At 42.3% G+C, this 18,286-nt stretch carries 19 protein-coding genes, 1 tRNA gene and 1 pseudogene; 20 read left to right on the top strand and 1 reads right to left on the bottom strand.

Going from position 1 to position 18,286, the window contains the following annotated elements; all coding sequences use genetic code 11:
* Window positions 1-259: 259 nt before the first annotated feature.
* From JZ787_RS10845 to JZ787_RS10750, 20 genes and pseudogenes are all read left to right on the top strand, one after another.
* Complete coding sequence (locus tag JZ787_RS10845; RefSeq protein ID WP_346312282.1) at window positions 260-3,052, top strand: molybdopterin-dependent oxidoreductase; 2,793 nt, start codon at window positions 260-262, stop codon at window positions 3,050-3,052.
* On the top strand, window positions 3,049-3,675 hold the full coding sequence (locus JZ787_RS10840) for a molybdenum cofactor guanylyltransferase (RefSeq protein WP_004982162.1): 627 nt from the start codon (window positions 3,049-3,051) through the stop codon (window positions 3,673-3,675). Before JZ787_RS10845 ends, JZ787_RS10840 begins: the two co-directional genes overlap by 4 nt.
* Before the next feature lie 345 nt (window positions 3,676-4,020).
* A complete protein-coding gene (gene moaA / locus JZ787_RS10835; RefSeq protein ID WP_346312281.1) occupies window positions 4,021-5,049 on the top strand; it encodes a GTP 3',8-cyclase MoaA in 1,029 nt (342 codons plus the stop codon).
* A 1-nt stretch (window position 5,050) separates the two neighbouring features.
* The gene (locus tag JZ787_RS10830) at window positions 5,051-5,317 is read left to right on the top strand and encodes a MoaD/ThiS family protein (protein WP_183172845.1); all 267 of its coding nucleotides are present in this window, start codon (window positions 5,051-5,053) and stop codon (window positions 5,315-5,317) included.
* Window position 5,318: 1 nt separating this feature from the next.
* Window positions 5,319-5,816 (top strand): molybdenum cofactor biosynthesis protein MoaE, encoded by a 498-nt coding sequence (locus tag JZ787_RS10825; RefSeq protein WP_346312280.1) that lies wholly within the window; start codon window positions 5,319-5,321, stop codon window positions 5,814-5,816.
* Between the two features lie 189 nt (window positions 5,817-6,005).
* Window positions 6,006-7,427, top strand: coding sequence for a cysteine--tRNA ligase (gene cysS, locus JZ787_RS10820; protein ID WP_234950406.1), 1,422 nt, complete (start codon window positions 6,006-6,008; stop codon window positions 7,425-7,427).
* Window positions 7,428-7,491: 64 nt separating this feature from the next.
* Window positions 7,492-7,567, top strand: a tRNA-Gly gene (locus JZ787_RS10815).
* A 147-nt stretch (window positions 7,568-7,714) separates the two neighbouring features.
* Window positions 7,715-8,212, top strand: a pseudogene (locus JZ787_RS10810) (2'-5' RNA ligase family protein); the annotation flags it as partial.
* A 141-nt stretch (window positions 8,213-8,353) separates the two neighbouring features.
* The gene (cobU, locus tag JZ787_RS10805) at window positions 8,354-8,872 is read left to right on the top strand and encodes a bifunctional adenosylcobinamide kinase/adenosylcobinamide-phosphate guanylyltransferase (RefSeq protein WP_346312351.1); all 519 of its coding nucleotides are present in this window, start codon (window positions 8,354-8,356) and stop codon (window positions 8,870-8,872) included.
* Window positions 8,869-9,921 (top strand): nicotinate-nucleotide--dimethylbenzimidazole phosphoribosyltransferase, encoded by a 1,053-nt coding sequence (cobT, locus tag JZ787_RS10800; protein WP_346312279.1) that lies wholly within the window; start codon window positions 8,869-8,871, stop codon window positions 9,919-9,921. Before cobU ends, cobT begins: the two co-directional genes overlap by 4 nt.
* A 2-nt stretch (window positions 9,922-9,923) precedes the next feature.
* Entirely contained in the window at window positions 9,924-10,526 is a 603-nt protein-coding gene (locus JZ787_RS10795) for a histidine phosphatase family protein (RefSeq protein WP_346312278.1), read from the top strand.
* Window positions 10,526-11,269, top strand: coding sequence for an adenosylcobinamide-GDP ribazoletransferase (locus tag JZ787_RS10790; protein WP_346312277.1), 744 nt, complete (start codon window positions 10,526-10,528; stop codon window positions 11,267-11,269). The genes JZ787_RS10795 and JZ787_RS10790 overlap by 1 nt, the downstream gene beginning before the upstream one ends.
* A 272-nt stretch (window positions 11,270-11,541) precedes the next feature.
* Entirely contained in the window at window positions 11,542-12,519 is a 978-nt protein-coding gene (locus JZ787_RS10785; protein ID WP_218288297.1) for a KpsF/GutQ family sugar-phosphate isomerase, read from the top strand.
* A gap of 3 nt (window positions 12,520-12,522) precedes the next feature.
* Complete coding sequence (locus tag JZ787_RS10780) at window positions 12,523-13,062, top strand: HAD-IIIA family hydrolase (protein ID WP_004982122.1); 540 nt, start codon at window positions 12,523-12,525, stop codon at window positions 13,060-13,062.
* Window positions 13,063-13,096: 34 nt separating this feature from the next.
* A complete protein-coding gene (gene lptC, locus JZ787_RS10775) occupies window positions 13,097-13,639 on the top strand; it encodes an LPS export ABC transporter periplasmic protein LptC (protein WP_004696345.1) in 543 nt (180 codons plus the stop codon).
* A complete protein-coding gene (gene lptA / locus JZ787_RS10770; protein WP_339400212.1) occupies window positions 13,629-14,195 on the top strand; it encodes a lipopolysaccharide transport periplasmic protein LptA in 567 nt (188 codons plus the stop codon). Before lptC ends, lptA begins: the two co-directional genes overlap by 11 nt.
* Window positions 14,195-14,941 carry an LPS export ABC transporter ATP-binding protein gene (lptB, locus tag JZ787_RS10765; protein WP_346312276.1) on the top strand — a complete coding sequence of 249 codons (747 nt, stop codon included), beginning with the start codon at window positions 14,195-14,197 and terminating at the stop codon, window positions 14,939-14,941. The genes lptA and lptB overlap by 1 nt, the downstream gene beginning before the upstream one ends.
* 263 nt (window positions 14,942-15,204) lie before the next feature.
* A complete protein-coding gene (locus JZ787_RS10760; protein WP_333641828.1) occupies window positions 15,205-15,801 on the top strand; it encodes a YigZ family protein in 597 nt (198 codons plus the stop codon).
* Window positions 15,794-16,405: an acyltransferase gene (locus JZ787_RS10755; protein WP_346312275.1), complete on the top strand. Its 612-nt coding sequence runs from the start codon at window positions 15,794-15,796 to the stop codon at window positions 16,403-16,405. The genes JZ787_RS10760 and JZ787_RS10755 overlap by 8 nt, the downstream gene beginning before the upstream one ends.
* Window positions 16,406-16,533: 128 nt before the next feature.
* On the top strand, window positions 16,534-17,376 hold the full coding sequence (locus JZ787_RS10750; protein ID WP_004696353.1) for a universal stress protein: 843 nt from the start codon (window positions 16,534-16,536) through the stop codon (window positions 17,374-17,376).
* A 141-nt stretch (window positions 17,377-17,517) separates the two neighbouring features.
* Here the strand turns inward: JZ787_RS10750 and JZ787_RS10745 are convergent, their stop codons facing one another.
* A complete protein-coding gene (locus JZ787_RS10745; protein ID WP_346312274.1) occupies window positions 17,518-18,183 on the bottom strand; it encodes an O-methyltransferase in 666 nt (221 codons plus the stop codon).
* Window positions 18,184-18,286 lie beyond the last annotated feature (103 nt).

Raw genomic sequence — 18,286 nt, 5'->3', positions numbered from 1 at the left:
TTCTAATAGTTAATTTGATACGTGGAAACGTCATTCACAACTTGTTTGAGGTAGGGCTACTTATGAAAATCAATGTTTCTGCGAATAAGTTGGGATGAAAGTGGTATGGAACGAGTTTTGTGAATGACAATGGTTTGCCTACTTTTCCCAAAAGAAAAGTAGGTCGAACCGAAGGTTAATCCTAAATCTAAACACAAAAGAAAAGACGCCGTTGTGAGTGATTCAAAATAAATGAAAGGCAAATAGGAGCGAAGCAGAAATGAATAGTATCCCTGTAATGGAACTGCATAGCTCCACAGAAAAAATGATAACAACCACACAAACCACTTGCCCATATTGTGGGGTGGGATGTGGGGTAACAGCAACTGTTGAAGAAACGGCTTTAGGGCAAAAAGTCTCTGTGGTGGGTGATGCTCAACATCCATCTAATTATGGAAAGTTGTGCATTAAAGGCAGTAATTTAGCCGATACGGTAGGTTTAGAAACGCGCGTCTTACATCCCATGTTAGGGCGTAAACCGCAACGTGAGGTAAGTTCATGGGATGCCGCAACAGATTTAATCGCCAACAAATTTCAACATTATATCGATCAATATGGGCCTGAAAGTATTGCTTTTTATGTTTCAGGTCAACTGCTGACCGAAGACTATTATGTGGTCAATAAATTTGTTAAAGGCTACTTAGGTACGGCCAATATCGACACCAATTCACGGTTGTGTATGTCTTCAGCCGTTGCTGCGCATAAACGCGCTTTTGGGGAAGATTTAGTCCCAGCCAGTTATAGTGATTTTGAACATACCGATATGGTGGTTTTGGTGGGTTCAAATACAGCATGGTGTCATCCAGTATTGTACCAACGCATCATGAAAGCCAAAGAGGAGCGAGATCTTTTTGTCGTCGTGATTGACCCGCGTTTTACTGCCACTTGTGAGGCGGCTGATTTACACTTACCGATTTTACCGGGTCAAGATGTCGCACTGTTCAATGGTCTATTACAGTATTTAGCAACCAATCATTATACCGATACCGATTTTATTGCAAAGCATACTCAAGGGCTAGAGCAAGCGCTGGCAAGCAGCGCATCTGAAGCATCAATAGCGAGTGTGAGCGAACGGACGGGGATTTCTGTTGAAAAATTAGCACTCTTTTTTGAAAAATTTGCTCAAACAGAAAAAGTGATGAGCTTATTTTCAATGGGTGTGAATCAGTCTTCACGTGGGGTAGACAAAGCCAATAGCATTACCAACTGTCATTTGTTAACTGGCAAAATTGGGAAATTGGGCGCAGCGCCTTTTTCCATGACGGGCCAACCGAATGCAATGGGCGGGCGTGAAGTGGGTGGCCTTGCCAATATGTTGGCTGCCCATATGGATTTGGATAATCCCAAGCATCAGCAACTCGTACAGCAGTTTTGGCACAGTCCAACGATTGCCAAGCAAGTGGGTTTAAAGGCTGTCGACCTTTTTGAAGCGGTCGAAGCTAGAAAAATTAAAGCCATTTGGATTATGGCGACCAATCCTGTGGTGAGTTTGCCCAATGCCGATCAGGTGAAACGTGCACTAGAGAAATGTGAGTTTGTGGTGGTGTCAGACATTTGTCTAGATACTGATACCACGCAATATGCCGATGTGTTACTGCCTGCATTGGGTTGGGGGGAAAAAGATGGGACAGTCACCAATTCAGAACGCCGTATTTCCAGACAGCGTGCCTTTCTAGAACGCCCAGTCCAAGCACAAGCGGATTGGTGGTCAGTTTCACAAGTTGCGAAAAAATTAGGATTTCAGGGTTTTGACTTTGAAAGTAGTCATGACATTTTCAAAGAACATGCCCAGCTTTCAGCTTATCAAAATGCAGAAATTGCTTTACGTTCATCGACTGAAACATTCCGCTATTTCAATTTGGCAGGTCTGACGGATCTTTCATTTGATGACTACCAAGAACTTGAACCGACGCAGTGGCCTGTACTTGCCCTTTTGAAAAACAGTCAAACCCAACTAAACACTTTTGCTCAATTATTTAAAGATGGTCAGTTTAGTCACGCAGATGGTAAAGCCAAGTTTATTGCAACAACAGCAGTTGGTGCAGTAAATCCAACCAGCAGTGAATATCCATTGGTGCTCAATACGGGACGCATCCGCGATCAATGGCATACCATGACACGTACAGGTTTATCAGCCAATTTAAGTACACATAAAGCAGAACCCTATTGTGAAATTCACCCAAATGATGCCTTGAAATATGGTTTGAAAGATGGGGAACTGGTAGAGATCAAATCGGCTTGGGGAAATTGCGTACTGCGTGCCACGGTCAGTGACAATATCCGCCGTGGACAGATTTTTGCACCGATTCACTGGAGTGATCAATTCGCATCAGATGCACGGATTGGCAAAGTGGTGAATCCTGTGGTGGATGCGATTTCAGGAGAACCTGAGTTCAAACATACCCCTGTGATGATTCATCCGTTTTATACGCAATGGCAGGGCGTATTTTATGTCAGAACGGGCTTTGAACATTTGGTACAACAAAGTATTGAACAAAGCATTTGGTGGACCAAAATCAAAACGTCCAAAGCTATTCGTTATGAGCTGGCAGACCGTCGACGTTTTACGGAAACGACCGAACAACTCAAAGCTTTATTGCCTTTTGATGATGAAAGTTTTGAATGGCTCAATGTAGAAGATCAAACCGCCCATATCAGTCATAGTGTGGTGTTACAAGATGGACACCTCGTTGCAAGTCTGTATATTGCGCCTAAAGCGTTATTGCCAGATCGAGACTGGGTGGCAAGTCTGTTTAAGCGCGAACGCTTAAGTGCGATGCATCGGAAGGCTTTATTGGCAGGGCAAGCCATGTCAATGACTAATAGCGATGGCCCACTGGTCTGTAGTTGCTTTAAAGTTGGGAAAAATCGTATTATCGATGTCATTAAAGAAAAAAATATCACCCATGAAAAACAAGTGACTGCATGCTTAAAGGCAGGAGGAAATTGCGGTTCCTGCTTACCTGAAATTCGAGGTCTGATCAAAGCGTGTCAAACGGAGGAGGTAGAATGAAAAGAAAAATATTCAAACCCGTGAGCTACCCAGAAACTGAAGTTGTCATTTTGGCGGGCGGTCAGGCGCGTCGTATGAATGGCATTAATAAGCTCTTGCAAAAATTTGATGATGAAATTCAACTCATCAAAATTCATCAGCAGCTAAAATCACGAGCAACCAAGGTATGGGTCAACAGCCATCGTGATCACTCCATTTATGAGCGGTTGATTCCTTCGATTGGTTTTTTTGAAGATGAGGCAACAGGCTTTCAAGGACCATTGATGGGGATGAAAAGTGCATGGACACATGTGCAATCAGACTATGTGCTGTTCGTGCCCTGTGATGTCACTTTTATTCCGAAAAAAGTGTTTTCACGGTTACATCAAGCGATGCAACAAGATCCGAACTGTGGTGTCGTTATTGTAGAAATCAATGACCGTGCACTGTATCCGTTTTGTTTGTTAAAACGGAGCAGTTTACCGACATTGATTCAGCACCTTGAGCAAAATCAGCGCAGTTTAAGGCAGTGTTTTGCAGATTTGCACCCACAAGTGGCACGATTTAAAAATCATGCACTGTTTTTTCACAGCATTAACTCGTTGGATGAGTTACAACAGCATCGGCAACTCAATTTTTTATAAATACCTCAGATATTGAAGAGAGGAGGTGTGTGTCGAGAGTAGAAGATGTTGCCATAAGCTGATTTGACTGTTTAAATAAAAATCTATAAAAGAACCAAATAAGTATTCATTTTGATATTAAATTTATTATAAAACAATTATTTGAAATAAATTTAGAGGGAGTCGTTATTTTATTTAGATTATGAATGTATGCAGCAGTGATCACTCATTGCGGCGGTGAACTGAAATACTCAAAATTTAGAAAGTGCACAAAGTTGGAACAGTTATTGCAAAATATACTTCAGAAAATAGGGCGTGAAATATGAACTGCACCCACACCGCTCAAAGGACGCATAGGCAAGACAGATGAACAGCATGACCCATGTATCCGCAGTTAGAGTATTCCAAGATCAGTTTGGACGTGAAAAGCGCAAACTACGAATCTCGGTGACGGATCGTTGTAATTTTAAATGCGTCTATTGCATGCCCGAACATCCCGAATGGATGAAAAAGCACGACTTGCTCAGCTTTGAAGAACTCTACCATTTTTGCAAATTTATGGTGCAGCATGGCATTGAGCAAATTCGTATCACGGGTGGTGAACCGTTAATGCGCCAAGGTGTGGTACATTTTATCGAACAACTACAAAGCCTAAAAAAACAGGGGTTGAAGCGTATTTCCATGACCACCAATGGTCATTATTTAAAACAATATGCCACTGCTTTAAAGCAAGCAGGGCTGGATGATTTAAATATTAGTCTAGACAGTTTAGATACCGAACAATTTCAACACCTCACCAAGAAACAACTACATACAGTGTTGGAAGGCATTCAGGCTGCACAACAGCTTGGTTTTAACATCAAAATCAATACCGTGCTGATGAAAGGCATCAATGACGATCAAATTGTCCCTTTGGTGCAGTGGGCAAAGCAGCAAAAGGTAGAACTGCGTTTTATTGAGTTTATGCCTTTAGATGGCGATCAAAATTGGTCGCAAGCCGATGTTGTCACTGAACAAGAGATTTTGTCGCAACTCAGCTCGCAATTTACGGTGCAAGTGCTTGAAGGACAAGGTGCCAATCCAGCACGTAGTTATCAGGTAGATGGCGAGAAGGTTGGGATTATTTCTACCATTAGCAACTCATTTTGTGGGGAATGTGACCGACTACGGTTGAATGCGCAAGGTGAGTTTTATAATTGTCTTTTTGCCAAGCAAGGCTTAAACCTAAAGTCAGACATTCAACAACTTGCTCAAATCAATCAGCATGAACCCTTTGTTTTAGAGGGGAAACTTTCAACTTATGTTTGGCATAAAGAGCAAGGCTTTCATGCTATTCAAAAACAGCAGTTGCATCAGCCCGTGCGAAAAATCAGTATGCATATGATTGGAGGTTAGGATGACTCAGGAATTAAACAACGTGATTAGAGTGAAGATCGAAGCTTTTGGTGCGATTGAACGGCAGTTACCCCGCAATTTAATGCTGCAATGCGAGCCTGATTCATCGGTTACGGTGGTTTTAAAGGATCTCGTTACTCAGTACCCAGATGTCCACACAGTATTGGAGCGCTGTGCCTGTGCAATCGGTGAAGACATTATTCCAAGGCAGACCATTTTAAGTCGAGATTGTACTTTGGTGTTGTTGTCCCCTGTGGCAGGAGGTTGAGATGGACTTAAAACTATTTCCGCGGATTCAAACAGTGACTTTTACCCAAAATGACTTTGATGGCATCCAACATTTTCCTGAGTGTGGTGGCATTGGCATATTCATTGGTACGGTGCGGAATCACCATCAAGGTAAAGCTGTAAAAGCGTTAAAATATACCGCTTATGCACCTGTCGCTGAAAAAATGATTCGTCAAATTGAACAAGAGATCCAATTAAAATATGGCGTGTCCTACGTTCGGGTGGTGCATCGCATTGGTGCTTTAGATATTGGTGATACTGCGATTATTGCAATGGCTTACGCTGCGCACCGCCGTGAAGCCTTTCAAGCCTGTGAGGAAGCGGTAGAACGGGTAAAACATGAAGTTCCTGTATGGAAAGAGGAATTTTATATGGACGGTACCAGTCAGTATGTCGAGGGTTGCTGTATTCGAACAGATCATGAAGCGCCAAAACTTCATAGCCATGAGCATTGTGAGCATGCACATGTTCCTCCCTAGCAAATGCATCATGCAATGCCAATATTTACCAATAATCCGTTTAAGATTTGGATAATGGAAATTTAGTAACAGTTGAGTATGAATGAAAAGTGGCGAGATAATTGAAAGAAAAATCTTCTGAAAACTTTATGAAAAATAATGCTTAGGTTAAGATGATCCATTCTTATATTTGAAGTCTTTTGAATCGCTATGCAACCATTTGTTCTATATAACTCAGAGCAACGCAAAAAAGTAGAATTCGTACCTCGTGTTGAGGGGCATATTGATATGTATGTTTGCGGTATGACGGTATATGACTACTGTCATATTGGACATGCGCGCGTGATGGTTGCATTTGACTATATTATTCGCTTCCTGCGTAGCCAAGGTTGGAGCGTTAAATATGTACGTAACATTACCGACATTGACGACAAAATCATTAAACGTGCCAATGAAAATGGAGAGTCGATTACGCAGCTGACAGACCGCTTTATTCAAGCGATGAATGAAGATGCTGAAAACCTAGGCTGTTTACATCCAGACGAAGCACCGCGTGCAACAGATTATATTGATCAAATGCAAAGCATGATTGGCAACTTGGTTGAAAAGGGCACTGCTTATCCATCTGCCAATGGTGATGTGTATTTCCAAGTGGAAAAATTCGCCAAATATGGTCGTCTTTCAGGGCGTAAATTGGAAGATATGCAAGCGGGTGCATCTGAACGTGTCGATGTTGAAGTTGAGAAAAAACATCCTTTTGACTTTGTACTTTGGAAACATGCCAAAGAAAATGAACCTGCATGGGCTTCGCCGTGGGGCAAAGGTCGTCCGGGCTGGCATATTGAATGTTCTGCGATGTCGACTTGCTGCCTAGGTAATCATTTTGACATTCATGGTGGTGGTTCAGACCTCATGTTCCCGCACCATGAAAATGAAATTGCACAGTCTGAGGCTTCAACTGGCGAGCAGTATGTCAACTACTGGATGCATGTCGGTTTCATCAACGTTGATGGCGAGAAAATGTCGAAGTCATTGGGCAATTTCTTTACCATTCGTGATGTGATGGATAAGTTCCATCCTGAAGTGATTCGCTACTTCATTGTGTCATCACACTATCGTAGCCCTGTGAACTTCTCTGATGTTGCCTTAAAAGAAGCAAAAACAGCACTGTCACGTTTCTATCATTCATTCAAAGCTTATCAACAAGCCTATGGTGATACGCAAGTCGATACCTTAGATGAAACATTGCTTGAGCGTTTCAACAGTGCCATGCGTGATGACTTCAATACCGCTGAAGCCATTGCGGTATTGTTTGAAGTCAACAAAGAATTGAACCGTGCCGTGAAAGAGCAACAAGCGGAACAAGCGGCGATTTACTATGCAACCTTACGTCATTTAACCAATATTTTAGGTTTGGTTCAGCACAATGTTGAAGAATTCCTGAAGTCTGATATTGGGCAAGAGGCGTTGGCTTTGTCTCAAGAGCAAATTGAAGATTTGATTCAACAACGTCAAGATGCGAAAAAAGCCAAAGAATTTGCCAAAGCGGATGAAATTCGTCAGTCCTTGTTAGATCAGGGTGTCGTTTTGGAAGACACTCGCCAAGGGACAATCTGGCGCCGCGCTGATTAATTCAGCAATTGCATTATAGAGTGTTGACAGTTTGATGAAACTCTCTATAATGCACATCCATATTGCGGGAATAGCTCAGTTGGTAGAGCACAACCTTGCCAAGGTTGGGGTCGCGAGTTCGAGTCTCGTTTCCCGCTCCAAAATTTAAAAAACCTCAAGTTCAACTTGGGGTTTTTTTATGTCTGTAATTTGAGTGTATTGAAAATAATTCATTTAAATGTGAAATTATCTCGGCGTTTCAGCCCATAATTTTGACAAAAATATGCTTAAATTATTCATCCTAATTTGTGAATAAAATTGTGTTTCTTCAACCCCATAGCACTGTAGTACCGACCGAAGCTCCAGACTATCCTGAATGGCATTTGGGACGAGAACGCTATGCACTTTGGTATATTGAAGTGGATGATCCCGTTTTGATCAGCTATTTAACAAAGCTTCGTGAGCAGTTCTCAGATTTACTTTATCAACCAAATCAACGGCAGTTTCATATCACTTTATTTGTTGCAGGTTTTTGGGTAGAGCAGGCAACACAGTCGGATGACTTTAGTCGAGTGCAACTGAATCAGCAGCTTGAACGCCTTAAAAATTTAAAGCTAGAATCTTTTCAGTTACAGATGGGTGAATTAAATAGTTTTGAAAGTGCCTTATTTTTAAAAGTAGATGATACCGCAGGCGTGTTGGATCAAATTAGAAAAACATTGCTGCAAACCTCGCAGGAAGTCGCGGCATTGAGTTATTGTCCACATATTACATTAGGTCTATACCGTGAAGCATTGTGTAGTGATCATGTATTGGCACGGATGGCTGAAATTGAAGATATTAGCTATAGCTTAAATGTCTCAAAGCTCACGTTTGGTTTTTATCAGTCCCATGTCTTACAAGGGTCATTGTTTTCACATACACAGATTGAGTTGGGGGAATGCGCAATGCAACTGATTTTAGGTGGTGCACGTTCGGGGAAAAGTCGCTTGGCGGAGCAGATTGCACAACAGTTGGCGCAGCCTGTGGTTTATGTGGCAACTGCACAAGCCTTGGATGGGGAGATGCAAGTGCGTATTCAACACCATCAGCAACAACGACCTGAAGATTGGGGGCTGTGTGAAGAACCTATTTATCTTGCAGCGCAGTTGCTCAAATTAGATTGCCCAAACCAAACCATTTTGGTCGATTGTCTGACTTTATGGATGAGTAATTTACTGATGCATGCTGACCCAGATTTGCAAGTTCAAGAATGCCAGAAGTTGTTAGATGTTGTCGGAAATTTACAGTCCGAGCTGATTTTAGTGAGTAATGAAACAGGCTTAGGTGTGGTTCCAATGGGACAAATCAGCCGTCGCTTTGTCGATGAAACAGGGCGATTGCATCAGCAGTTAGGTCAAATCGCTCATAAAGTGGTGTTCTGCGTAGCAGGATTTCCAATGATTTTAAAAGGAGAACAAGTGTGAGTTGGTGGTTAGAAGCATGTCAAAGTCCGAGTGAGTCAGTATTGGCTCAAGCCCTAGTACGCCAGTCACAGTTGACCAAACCGACGGGCTCGTTGTCGGAGCTTGAATCGGTTGCAGTAACCTTAGCCAGTTTGCAAAACACTGTAAAACCTAAGATTGACCGCCCATGGATTACGATTTTTGCAGGTGATCATGGGGTGATGGAAGAAAATATTTCTGCCTATCCACAAGCGGTGACGCGTCAAATGTTGCAGAACTTCGCAACTGGCGGGGCGTGTATTAGTGTGATTGCCAAAGAGTATCAAGCCAAGTTACAAGTCATCGACTGTGGTTCAGTCGGTGAAGCGTATGAATATGTCGGAGTTGAACGCCACTGCATCCGCGCGGGTACGGCTAACTTTGCTCAAACTCTGGCTATGACTGAGGCTGAGTGTGAAGATGCTTTTGCTTTGGGTCAAAAAAGTGTGGAAGATGCCATCGCTTATGGGGCGGATATCTATGTCGCGGGTGAAATGGGAATTGGAAATACCTGTTCAGCCTCAGCCGTGGCTTGTTTTTTATTGGCTGAACCCGCTGAAAAGCTCACGGGTGTTGGAACAGGTATCCGTACTGAACAATTGATACATAAAAAACAGGTGATTGATCAAGCACTTTCACTGCATGCGCAATATGTTGGGAATGATCCGTTTAAAGCCTTATGTGCAGTGGGTGGGCTTGAAATTGCAGCCATGACAGCCGCGTATATTCGCTGTGCACAATTGGGACTGCCGATGGTGGTGGATGGGTTTATCAGTACTGTTTCGGCATTGCTCGCAGTATGTTTAAATCCAGACGTTCGCGCTTGGATGCTTTTTGGGCATCAGTCGGCTGAATATGGTCATGTACGTTTGCTAGAAGAACTTAAAGCGATGCCTTTATTGAAGCTGAACCTACGTTTGGGTGAAGGCAGTGGCGCAGGGGCTGCACTGGGGTTGATCAAGTTAGCCTGTCGCTTACACAATGAGATGGCAACATTTGCTGAAGCGGCCGTGATTGGTGAGAAAGTTTAAGGATGTTGTATTTAGACTTCCTACGCCACGGCGAAACCAGCTTAAGCCATACTCTACGGGGTAGAACGGATGATGCTTTGACTGCGAAGGGTTGGACGCAAATGCGATCTACCATCACACAGGCTGAGCAGCTTAGGCAGGTGTGGGATGTCATTTATAGCTCACCATTACAGCGCTGCCGTTTGTTTGCAGAGCAATGGGCGGGGCAAAAACAGCTTCCTTTGTTTATAGAACCGAATTTGCAAGAAATGGATTTTGGGGAATGGGAGGCTCAGTCGACTGAGCGACTCTATCAACTCTACCCAGATAAATTGGCTCAATTTTGGCAAACACCGTTAAGCTTTACCCCGCCTCAGGCGGAAAGTTTAATGACATTTAAAAGCCGCGTTGTCGAATCTATACAGATCTTGACCCAGCAAATGTATGCGCAGGGCTGGACACGCGCATTGATTATTTCCCATGGTGGCGTAATCAAACTCTTAAAGTGCCAAGCGCTGAAACAGCATGATAACGATCTTTTAAAAATGTCAGCAGAGTTGGGACAGTTGAACCGTTTTGTATTCGATCAAGGGCAACTTCAGTTTATTCAAAATGAGGATGTGTAATGACACCGTTTTGGATTGCATTACAGTTTTTAACGACGTTTCCAGTTCGCTTAAGCGCAATGCCAACGCCTCAGCAAAATGCGCAGGCATTGTTGTTTTATCCTGTAGTGGGTTTGCTTATGGGAGGCATTCTATATGGGATCGCCCTGTTATTGCATGCTTTGCCACTTGTGCTGTTAAGCAGTGGGATTCTGGTGTTATGGATTTGGCTGACAGGTGGTTTGCATCTGGATGGTTTGGCTGATACCGCAGATGCTTGGGTCGGTGGTTTTGGCGATAAAGCACGCACACTTGAGATCATGAAAGATCCGAGTTGCGGGCCTATGGGTGTACTTAGTCTTGTCATTGTCTGTATATTAAAATGGTCGGCATTGTATGTGTTATTACAAAAACAGCTGTATACAGCGCTGATCCTCTTTCCTATGTTAGGGCGTCTCGTACCGCTATTTTTCTTTTTAAGTACACACTATGTGCGCGCTAAAGGACTCGGCAGCCAGTTGAGTCAATATTTAGTACGACCGATGGCAGTGGCAATTTTACTGTTGATGCCTTTAGTGGCTTTGTATTGGGCATGGGTTGGTGTTGTAGTGATTGCCACTTTTTATCTGGTATTGTGGTATTTGCGGTATAAATTTATACAGCGTATTGGCGGTGTGACGGGAGATACCATTGGTGCCAGTATTGAAATAATTGAATTAGCGACACTCTTTAGTTTTGTGATGGCTACTTTTTATTTAACTTAAGTTACGAAATAAATAAGAGCCTCTCAGCATGAAAGCTGTGCAGTCATACGTGGTCGAAAGAAAAAATAATAAAAAGGCAACGAGCTATATGCATCTGAAACAAAGGTCTTCCAGCATAGGCAAAACACATTTGTAGATATGTTGTGAAAATCCAAAGATTTCCGCGCTAGTTGCCTACAGAGATATGATAAAATTGTGAAAATTATTTTTTTATGTGCTGACGTTTCATTTCGTCACACGGTTCAGGTAAAACAACGTTGAATTCTGAAAATATGTCAAATCCCATTGATTTCCAAAAAGTTGCTTTAGAAACACTAGAGATAGAGCGTCAGGCACTCTCGGTACTTGCTCAGCAAATCGATGATCGTTTTAGCCGTGCTTGTGAAATTATCTTAAAGTGCAAAGGTCGCTTAGTCATTACTGGCATGGGGAAATCAGGGCATATTGGCCGAAAAATGGCAGCCACCTTTGCCTCTACAGGTACACCATCATTCTTTATGCATCCAGGTGAAGCGGGGCATGGTGATTTGGGGATGTTGGTTGCAGGTGATGTGCTGATTGCGATTTCAAACTCAGGTAAGAGTGATGAAATCATGATGCTGATGCCTTTGATCAAATATTTGGGTGTGCCTTTAATTACCATCAGTGGGGATGACCGTGGGCCGATGCCACAGAATGCTGATGTGGCGCTAACGTTAGGCAATATCCAAGAAGCGTGTCCATTAGGTCTAGCACCAACATCGAGTACAACGGCGACTTTAGCTTTGGGTGATGCATTGGCTGTTGCACTGTTAGATGCACGCGGGTTTACTTCAGATGACTTTGCACGCTCGCATCCTGCGGGTGCTTTGGGTAAACGCTTGTTATTACATGTGAAGCATTTAATGCACACTGGAGACGAACTACCGAAAGTGTCTCCAGATACAGCAATGAACAAAGTTCTGTACGAAATCTCTAACAAACGCCTAGGTTTAACCACAATTGTGGATGACAATGATCATCTATTGGGGATTTTTACCGATGGTGACTTACGCCGTTTGATTGATAAACAGCAAGGTTTTGATGTGAACTTGGCGGTGTCTGATGTGATGATTAAGAGCCCGCTGACGATTTCACCGGAAGCACGTGCTGTTGAAGCATTAGAGCGAATGAATGAAAAGAAAATTAACCAATTTGTCGTTGTTGATGAGAGCAATAAAGTCATTGGTGTTTTGAGTATGCATGACCTGATTCAAGCTGGGGTAAATTAAAAAATGGCTTCTTATATTTTGTTAGAACAAGCGCGTTATGTAGAAGCTCTAGTTTTGGATGTTGATGGTATTTTAAGTGATGGTTTTGTGACTTTGACCAACTCGGGAGACGAAATCAAATCTTTTGATATCCGTGATGGTCTAGGCATGAAACTGGTTCAGCAAGCTGGTGTGAAAGTGATTATTATCACAGGGCGTAAAAGTCAGATCGTAGAAAAACGCATGTCTGATTTGGGCGTGGACCTTGTTTATCAAGGCCGTGAAGACAAAGGTGTTGCATTGCGCGAGGCTTGTGCAAAATTTGGTATTTCACCCGAAGATTGTTTATACATGGGTGATGATTGGCCTGACCTATCTGCATTTGCCATTGCAGGCATGAAAGTGACCGTGCCAAATGGTCATTTAGAAGTACGTCGCCGTGCCGATTTGGTAACTCAAGCGATGGGTGGACGTGGCGCGGTACGTGAAATCTGCGATATGATTTTACAAGCCAAAGGTGTATACGAAACTTTACTTGAAAAGTACACCGCAGTCCCGCATTAATCTGTATGCATGCATGAGAGTTTAGTTAACATTTATGGATACTAAAGTTTTATATATCACTGCTGTAGCCATTGCGGCTATCAGTAGTGGTTATTACTATTACAGCGGAAAAGGGCAAAAGCTCGAGGTCGATGGTGCGCAAAGCATGACCTATTCTGCTGAGCAGATCCAACTGACTCAAACAGATGAGCAGGGTAATTTATACGTCCGCGCAAAAGTAGATCGTCTTGAGCAGGACATGCAAAAGAAGACCTCTAAGTTAGAGAACTTAAATGCTGAGATGTATAAAGATGGAAAAGTGGATGCAACTTTCTATGCCAAGCAAGCCAATGGCATCAACGACAACGAAAAAGTCGTTCTGACAAACCAAGTGGTTGCAAAGAAAATGTTGGATCAAGGTCAGATGCAGTTTGAGACAGCAGAACTGACTGCGTTTCCACAGACGCGTGAACTTGAATCTCAGCATCAAGTGGTTGTTACAACACCACAAGCCGAATTTGTTAGTCAGGGCTTAAAAGCGAATTTAAATACGGGTCAATATGACTTTTTCCATATTCGAGGGAAGTATGAACCATAATCCAAAATTTTCTATTTCGAAAACTTTCCTCAAGCAAACACTTGCACTGAGTTTAGGTGTGGCTGTTTCAACTTTTGCTTTAGCACTGCCAAGTGACCGTAGTAAAGCGATTTCGTTGGTTGCAGATCGTGCGACTTTTAATGAAAAAACGGGTGTTACGACGTACACCGGCAATGTCATCATTGAACAGGGCACGATGAAACTACAAGCGGATTCGATTGTTGCCAATTTAAATCAAACCCGTCAAATTAGCACCATTACGGCCAATGGTAAGCCTGCACGTTTCCAGCAGCAAGTCAGTACCAATAAAGGTATTGCCAAAGGTCAGGCGCAAAAGATTATTTATAATGCAGAAACAGGCATTATTACCTTATCGGGTAGTGCACTTCTAGAACAAGATGGTGCCAGTATTCGTGGTAATACATTGCGTTATAGTATGAACAAAGGTGATATCGAAGCGATTGGCACACCAAACAACAATGGTTCGTCGAGTGGTCGTGTTCAGATTGTGATCCCACCTTCAGGTTCTCAATCCTTCCCAGGAGCGCGTGACTAATGGAGCAAACTCTCAATCAGCCACAAACCCTATGTATTAAGCATCTTGCGAAAAACTACAGTAAGCGTTGGGTAGTGAAAGATGTATCTTTTAGCATGCAAAGCGGACAAATCGTAGGTTTGCTCGGTCCTAACGGTGCAGGGAAAACCACCAGCTTCTACATGGTGGTTGGACTGGTGCGTATGGACAAAGGTGAAATTCATCTTGATGACCTAGACATGTCTGATTTGGCTATGCATGAACGTGCGCGTAAAGGTATTGGTTACTTACCTCAAGAAGCATCAATTTTTAGAAAACTCACTATTTCTGAAAATATTATGTCGATTTTGGAAACGCGTAAAGACCTAAACAAAGAACAACGTAAACAGCGTTTGTATGAATTGCTGACCGATTTCAAAATTAGCCATATTAAAGATTCATTGGGTATGAGTGTGTCTGGTGGTGAACGTCGTCGTGCTGAAATTGCACGTGCGCTGGCAGCCGATCCAAAATTTATGTTGCTCGATGAACCTTTTGCTGGGGTTGATCCAATTTCCGTGGGCGACATTAAAGATATTATTCGTACCCTAAAAGACCGTGGTATTGGCGTTCTTATTACGGATCATAACGTTCGTGAGACTTTGGCGATTTGTGAACGTGCTTATATCGTGAGTGAGGGTGCGGTGATTGCTGAAGGTTCTCCAGATGAAATCTTAGCCAATGAAACCGTGCGTCAAGTTTACCTTGGTGATGACTTCACTGTATAAGATTATTCTGCGCCAATGAAAAGAGTTGGCGCAGATTTCCCTCCCATATGTTTAATCCATCGCTTTGCATTGAATTAATAACAGGGCATCCCCTTATACTCAAACTGTGTGCTCTGCCATCCTTTTGAAATCGCTTTTTTTAGCATGCTACATAGGATGCATATCTCTTTATTTTGTGTGGGCTTAAAGCGAAAAGCCATTTTCATACGATAGTTGATTGAAAATACGTTATAATTTTTTGTGAAATTTTTAAAAATTACGCTATGCCATTTACCATCTCTAGTTTAGTGAGCTATGAAGAAGACATTAAAAAAAGTCGTTTTCAAGCTTTTGCTGTGCCTGTTGAAAATGAACAAGCCGTTAAAGATTTTCTAGAGCAATATAAAGATATCAGTACCACGCATCAGTGTTGGGCATGGAAAATTGGTCATAATGTTCGTTTTAATGATGACGGTGAACCCTCAGGTACTGCAGGTCGTCCTATTTTAGCGACCATTGAAGGCAATGAACTGACCAATGTTTTGGTTTTGGTCAATCGTTGGTATGGTGGTGTCAAGCTAGGCACAGGCGGGCTGGTACGTGCTTATGGTGGAACTGCAGGACAGTGTTTACTGTTGGCTGAAAAAATAGAACTCATTGAGAAGAAAAAAGTGCATTTCGCCTGCCAATTTAATGAATGGGCAATTTTCCAGTACGAGCTGAATTGCCAGCAGATTGAATTTAATGAGCAATATACTGCGGATGGCGTGCTTGTGGAGGCATTATTACAAGTGCATCAGATTGAAGCGCTCGCACTTAAAATACAAGATGTGACCCGTGGACGTGAAGCGTTAAAAATTGTGGATGACCATCATGACTGATCCCTTATTAAAATATCGTGAGCAGCATAAGCACCGCTTAAACTATATGCCCTGGTTGTATTGGTCGCTCAAGCCTAAAAACCGTGTGTGGGCTGAAGTATGGCAGCAAGAATACCAAGCTTATCTAATGGAAATGGAAACCGTTGAAATTGGTCAAAACTGTTTTATTTCTCCATTGGCACACATTTTTGCAGAGCCTGGTCGCAAAATTGTCATTGGCGACAACACGTTTATTGCTGCCGATTGTACTTTGCATGGGCCTTTAGAGATTGGCAACGAAGTCGCGATCAACCACCATTGTATTTTAGATGGTGGTCGTGTGGGGATTAAGTTACATGATCAAGTGCGTATTGCGGCTTATTGTCACTTATATGCCTTTGATCATGGTATGGCACTTAGCGATCCGATTTATCAACAACCTGTGCGTTCACAAGGGATAGAAATTGGTCGGGATGTTTGGTTGGGTGCACATGTGGGTGTGAAAGATGGGGTGAAAATTGGTGCACATGCTGTGGTGGGGATGAATAGTATGGTAACCAAAGATATCGCCAAGCAATCGATTGTTGCTGGCAATCCTGCTCAGTTTATTCGTTTACGTGATTAAGATATCAAAGAATATTGAACATTTATCAATACTTAATTACATAAAAACCTGCCATCAAAAAAAAAGATATGCTAAGTTTAGAACAACAATGAGACCTTATACCAAATGCGGTGTAATGAGAGGCGATAATGAAACGAGTCATTGCATGTATTGATTCTTCCCCTTGTATCAATGCCCTAGCAGAAGCTGCGGCATGGATTGCAAAACAGACGGGGCGGGAATTGGTCCTTTTACAAGTTTTGGATTATTATCCTGCAAGTTATCACTTAGGTGAAATTAGCGGGGTAATTGGATTTGAAAGCAATGCAATGTTGCTCAAAGAGCTGGCTGAATTAGAGCAAAAACAAAGTGAACTTGCGCTCAGTTATAGCAATAATTTACTCGATCATATTTCGAAACTCATTCTCGAAACGCATGGCCTACATACAACGCATATTCAAGAAAAGGGTGACTTTCTAGAGCAAAGTTTTAACTTATTGCATGAAGATGACATTGTGGTGATTGGTCGTGTGGGTGAGAAATCGGCTGAACGCAATAAACCGTTGGGCAGTAATGTTGAGAACTTTATCCGTGGCGCAAACTGTACCGTCATGACGGTAGGCGATAGCTTTAAGCCACCTACGCGCTTTATCTTTGCCTACGAGTATTCACCGACGTGTGTGAAGATGATGAAGCGGATTGCGCAAAGTGATCTGCTGCGCCTCTTACAATGCCATTTGGTCTATGTCGGTGACCATCCTGAAATTTTAAGAGAGCCTGAACAGTATTTGAAAGATGCGAATTTGGATGTGATTACAGAGTATCGTTATGGCGACGTGGCTGAGAATATTCTGGAATACCAAAATGAGCATGGCATACAATTGATTGTACTCGGTGCATTCAGCCACAGTAAAATTCATCAGTTCTTCTTGGGCAGCATTGCAACCACCATCTTTAGGAATGCCAAAGTTCCTTTACTGGTCGCCCGTTAATTTAGAGTGATTTATCTAAATTGAAACTGTTTTATCCATAGTTATCCGCATTAATTGTGGATAACTATATGGACAGTAAATGTAAGTTTATAATTTATATAAGCTTAAATTAATCGATTGTTTTTTAATCTAAGTTTTAGCTTATTTTACAATAGCTAAGGCAAATCCATCATGTCCTTTGCTACCGACCGTTTGAAGTGCGGTGCACGACAAAATTTTCGGATGGTTTTGCATCGCTTTGAACATATTTCGAATCCCTTCAATACTTGGTTTATGATTTTCAGGATTGATAATATCGCCTGCACGAATCACGTTATCGAGGAAAATCAAAGTACCTGAATGAGATAGGTTCAGGCTTAATTCCAAATACTCTGTGTAGCTTTGTTTATCGGCATCAATAAAAATAAAGTCGAAAGGTTCAATGTCTGCAGGCAGTGATTTAAGGATATCTGTTGCACGTCCACATTTGAGTTCAACGGTTTGTTTAAGCTGAGCTTTGTCGATATTTTCTTGGCCCATCGCGGCATGCGTATCACGCCCTTCAATCGTTAAAATATAGCCGTCTTCAGGTAAAGCGCGCGCTAACCACATTGTGCTATAGGCAGCAAAAGTGCCAAGCTCTAGCACACGCTTACATTGATTCATTTGAATCAGCATTTGTAGAAGCATGCCTTGGTTCGGTGCAACAGCTAAGTGATCTGGAAAACCATGCTTCTCTGTATTTTCTAAAGTTTGCAGTAGAATGGGGTCTTCAGGAATTAAATGTGCATCGATATAGTTATCAATCTCTGTCCACATTTGTTGCATAGCATGTTCACCTTGGTTGCGATGTGGAGCATTTTAAACTTTTATTTTCAGAGTGCAATTTTTCCGACCATATTTGTTGAAATCAATGCTCAAAAAAAGAGGT

It is taken from the genome of Acinetobacter sp. BWR-L5 (genome assembly GCF_039655985.1).
GTDB classification, from domain to species: Bacteria; Pseudomonadota; Gammaproteobacteria; order Pseudomonadales; family Moraxellaceae; genus Acinetobacter; species Acinetobacter johnsonii.
This window is presented reverse-complemented; position numbering and strand designations above follow the sequence as displayed.

What these genes read in the sequence shown, in the direction of transcription:
- JZ787_RS10795 (WP_346312278.1), top strand. Translation starts at nt 9,924, where the DNA reads ATGTTGTATTTAGACTTCCTACGCCACGGCGAAACCAGCTTAAGCCAT.
- lptC (WP_004696345.1), top strand. Translation starts at nt 13,097, where the DNA reads ATGGATACTAAAGTTTTATATATCACTGCTGTAGCCATTGCGGCTATC.
- JZ787_RS10780 (WP_004982122.1), top strand. Translation starts at nt 12,523, where the DNA reads ATGGCTTCTTATATTTTGTTAGAACAAGCGCGTTATGTAGAAGCTCTA.
- JZ787_RS10785 (WP_218288297.1), top strand. Translation starts at nt 11,542, where the DNA reads ATGTCAAATCCCATTGATTTCCAAAAAGTTGCTTTAGAAACACTAGAG.
- JZ787_RS10750 (WP_004696353.1), top strand. Translation starts at nt 16,534, where the DNA reads ATGAAACGAGTCATTGCATGTATTGATTCTTCCCCTTGTATCAATGCC.
- JZ787_RS10830 (WP_183172845.1), top strand. Translation starts at nt 5,051, where the DNA reads ATGACTCAGGAATTAAACAACGTGATTAGAGTGAAGATCGAAGCTTTT.
- JZ787_RS10840 (WP_004982162.1), top strand. Translation starts at nt 3,049, where the DNA reads ATGAAAAGAAAAATATTCAAACCCGTGAGCTACCCAGAAACTGAAGTT.
- JZ787_RS10790 (WP_346312277.1), top strand. Translation starts at nt 10,526, where the DNA reads ATGACACCGTTTTGGATTGCATTACAGTTTTTAACGACGTTTCCAGTT.
- JZ787_RS10755 (WP_346312275.1), top strand. Translation starts at nt 15,794, where the DNA reads ATGACTGATCCCTTATTAAAATATCGTGAGCAGCATAAGCACCGCTTA.
- JZ787_RS10760 (WP_333641828.1), top strand. Translation starts at nt 15,205, where the DNA reads ATGCCATTTACCATCTCTAGTTTAGTGAGCTATGAAGAAGACATTAAA.
- JZ787_RS10845 (WP_346312282.1), top strand. Translation starts at nt 260, where the DNA reads ATGAATAGTATCCCTGTAATGGAACTGCATAGCTCCACAGAAAAAATG.
- moaA (WP_346312281.1), top strand. Translation starts at nt 4,021, where the DNA reads ATGAACAGCATGACCCATGTATCCGCAGTTAGAGTATTCCAAGATCAG.
- lptB (WP_346312276.1), top strand. Translation starts at nt 14,195, where the DNA reads ATGGAGCAAACTCTCAATCAGCCACAAACCCTATGTATTAAGCATCTT.
- cysS (WP_234950406.1), top strand. Translation starts at nt 6,006, where the DNA reads ATGCAACCATTTGTTCTATATAACTCAGAGCAACGCAAAAAAGTAGAA.
- lptA (WP_339400212.1), top strand. Translation starts at nt 13,629, where the DNA reads ATGAACCATAATCCAAAATTTTCTATTTCGAAAACTTTCCTCAAGCAA.
- JZ787_RS10825 (WP_346312280.1), top strand. Translation starts at nt 5,319, where the DNA reads ATGGACTTAAAACTATTTCCGCGGATTCAAACAGTGACTTTTACCCAA.
- JZ787_RS10745 (WP_346312274.1), bottom strand. Translation starts at nt 18,183, where the DNA reads ATGCAACAAATGTGGACAGAGATTGATAACTATATCGATGCACATTTA.
- cobU (WP_346312351.1), top strand. Translation starts at nt 8,354, where the DNA reads ATGCAACTGATTTTAGGTGGTGCACGTTCGGGGAAAAGTCGCTTGGCG.